Below are 1,805 nucleotides of genomic sequence, written 5' to 3'. Positions count from 1 at the left end.
CGCCGGCAGGCAGGGCCTGCCAGGTTTTTCCGCGCGGGCTGACAGGCGGCTGCACCGCCTGCCTGAGTCAATCAGTTGCAGAAAACATAACCGTCATGAAACACATATCCGCTGCTGAACAGGTCACGCGCATAGGCTTCAAAATCGAAATAGCTGCGCAGCGGCTCCGGCACCTCATTCAGCAGGCCGTTATCCTCAGCCATCTCCCGCGCGTAGTCCTCCTCGCTTTCCGCTCCGCCACGGTAGGCATCATCAAACGCGTCATAGTCACATTCGCCGGTGTACTCCGCCCACGCCACAAAGGCCTCCTCCCTGCCATCAGCTTCAGCGAGTTTGTAAGCGGCGATAAAATCCCAGTCAATGCTGCTCTCGGAAGCAAACTGTGACGGAATATTCTCCCAATCCTGGAACATAAATTCAGCGTCCCATTCATCGGCGTGCAGCGCCCGGCAGGCCTCATAAAAGTCATCCGGGCCGTCAAACTCCGTCAGCTCAAACCATTTACCAAAAATGCTGCCGCAGTTGTATTTATGGTATGTGCCAACGTAAACGGCAGGCGTGGTGGTCATAATGCTCATAAAAAATCCTCCGGGTTGATGTCGTCTCAGTTCCGGCTTACGCCGTGCCGACACGACAGCCCGGTGGAAAGCGGAGGATGCAGGGGCGGTGCCGCATGCCGCAGCGCAGAAAACAGCGGACGCTGGCTGGACGGTTTGACGGCGAAAACTGAGCCGGAAAACGACGGGAAGACAGTGGAGAAGCATTAAAAAACTGCGACCGGGCGAGGCACCGGAGAAGCGAACCCTTGCATCCGCAGCGGCCGGGCTATAGTAGAGGCACGGCGTAAGCCGCAGGCCGCACGGGACGTTACTCTCCGCGAAGCCGGAACACCGTGGAGGCTGAGCCGGTAAAGCGGAGCGCAACGCGCAACATCTTTATCGTCATGCCGGTAAAGCCCGCCGGGGGAGCGGCGGGCCGGTACTCATGCGGCAAGCTGTTTCTCCAGCCAGGCCACGTCACACAGCGCATCGTTCACGGATGGGAAACTGTGCCGCGCCAGCTCCCACGCCTGCGCATCACCCGCTGACAGCGCCCGGCGTGTGGTTTCGGTGATACGGGCCAGCAGGTCTGACGGCACCTGTACCATACGGGTTTCGGTGCGCAGCCCGGCCAGCAATTCGTGAATGGACCGGAATAACACGCCCTCTTCCTGGTGGTCGCCCAGCCCGATATTGCCAATGGCGCACAGAATCGCCTCAGCCTCTGCTTCCGTCATGGTTTCCACCGCCTTCACGTCCTCACGGGTCCAGACCAGCAGAGCCATTTTTTCATCGCGGCCAAAGGCGCGTTTCATCAGCTGATTAAGCTCTTTACGGGTTCCGTACATCATTTTTATCTCCGGTTTATGACGGGCGGACCAGCCGCCCGGGGTCGGTCAGTCTCTGAAAGCCGCGTCCAGGTCAAGTACCTCGCGGTACGCCGCCAGATACAGGGCATTAATACGGCAGAGGGTCTGCCGCGCAAGGCGCTCAGAGAGCGGGTCGGCGTCATAGCGGTACTGCGACTCAAGACGGTTCAGCTCGGTACGCAGATCGCACATGCTGTTTGCCAGCGCCGCAACGTCGGCGCGAAGCGCTTCAAATCCGGCATAGTTCATTATGCGGCCTCCGGCAGGTCGTCATTGGCGGCCGGTTGCTGCATGGCGCGGCGCACCGCTGCCAGCCGTTGCAGCCCTGCACGGTGGTACTGCTCCAGCAGTTCAATACCGATATAGCGGCGGCCTGCCTGAAGGGCGGCCACACACG

Annotated in this window: 3 protein-coding genes and 1 pseudogene; all 4 read right to left on the bottom strand. The window is 60.2% G+C overall.

The features are described 5' to 3' along the window. Positions 1-71: 71 nt before the first annotated feature. Positions 72-578, bottom strand: a complete 507-nt coding sequence (locus GSQ70_RS25685; RefSeq protein WP_199257203.1) for an antirestriction protein ArdA — start codon at positions 576-578, stop codon at positions 72-74. 404 nt (positions 579-982) lie between these two features. Then, positions 983-1,390 carry a DUF1380 family protein gene (locus GSQ70_RS00790; protein ID WP_158780495.1) on the bottom strand — a complete coding sequence of 136 codons (408 nt, stop codon included), beginning with the start codon at positions 1,388-1,390 and terminating at the stop codon, positions 983-985. Between the two features lie 45 nt (positions 1,391-1,435). Next, positions 1,436-1,657, bottom strand: coding sequence for a hypothetical protein (locus tag GSQ70_RS00785; RefSeq protein WP_158780494.1), 222 nt, complete (start codon positions 1,655-1,657; stop codon positions 1,436-1,438). Then, positions 1,657-1,805: pseudogene (locus tag GSQ70_RS00780) on the bottom strand (DNA methylase); the annotation flags it as partial. The pseudogene GSQ70_RS00780 and the gene GSQ70_RS00785, both read right to left, overlap by 1 nt.

Origin of the sequence: Pantoea sp. BAV 3049 (assembly GCF_009765445.1) — a bacterium.
In the GTDB taxonomy this organism is placed as follows: Bacteria; Pseudomonadota; Gammaproteobacteria; order Enterobacterales; family Enterobacteriaceae; genus Erwinia.
The sequence above is the reverse complement of the archived record's forward strand: the minus strand, read 5'-3'. Positions and strand labels throughout refer to the sequence as shown.

Excerpts from the sequence above, each read along its gene's own strand:
- GSQ70_RS25685 (WP_199257203.1), bottom strand. The coding sequence starts at position 578 with ATGAGCATTATGACCACCACGCCTGCCGTTTACGTTGGCACATACCAT.
- GSQ70_RS00790 (WP_158780495.1), bottom strand. The coding sequence starts at position 1,390 with ATGATGTACGGAACCCGTAAAGAGCTTAATCAGCTGATGAAACGCGCC.
- GSQ70_RS00785 (WP_158780494.1), bottom strand. The coding sequence starts at position 1,657 with ATGAACTATGCCGGATTTGAAGCGCTTCGCGCCGACGTTGCGGCGCTG.